Genomic DNA, 470 nt, shown 5'->3' with positions numbered 1-470 from the left:
GCCATTGGCCGAAGGGTTGTTGGGTTATGTGCTTCCCGGCGCGGTGATGCGCTGGCCGGCGCCCGGGCCGTTGGCCGGTGAGTCAGCGTTGCAGGTACGAGTAAATGGCGCGGCACAGGTGCAGAACATCACGCCCGCCAAGTAAGTGAGTCGTAGCGCGGGCATCTGGCGTCGACGCAAGCGGTATCAGGAGGACTCAGTCCATTGACGGACGTAAAACGCGTATGAACCCAGGACGGGTTCGCCGTATTCAGCGTCCGTTGTGGCTCATCACCGGCGCGTGTTGCCTGATGTTCATTCAACCATCCGGGGCCGGCGATCTGCCGCCGCCTCCCAGCGGCATGGAGGCCGTCAGTGATGCACAGTTGTTTCTGGAACTGGTGGTCAACCAGATGAATACCGGGCGCGTAGTGGCGGTGCAGCAGCGCGACGGACGCTTGTTTTTGCCAGCGACGGCGTTGCGCGAAACC

2 pseudogenes are annotated in these 470 nt (G+C 62.6%); both read left to right on the top strand.

Going from position 1 to position 470, the window contains the following annotated elements:
• Positions 1-145 (top strand): annotated as a pseudogene (locus tag BK660_RS33380) (molecular chaperone); the annotation flags it as partial.
• Between the two features lie 79 nt (positions 146-224).
• Positions 225-470 (top strand): annotated as a pseudogene (locus tag BK660_RS31880) (fimbria/pilus outer membrane usher protein); the annotation flags it as partial.

The organism is Pseudomonas brassicacearum (assembly GCF_003732265.1).
In the GTDB taxonomy this organism is placed as follows: Bacteria; Pseudomonadota; Gammaproteobacteria; order Pseudomonadales; family Pseudomonadaceae; genus Aquipseudomonas; species Aquipseudomonas brassicacearum_D.
Note: the sequence above shows the minus strand (reverse complement) of the source record. Positions and strands in the feature narration are given on the sequence as shown.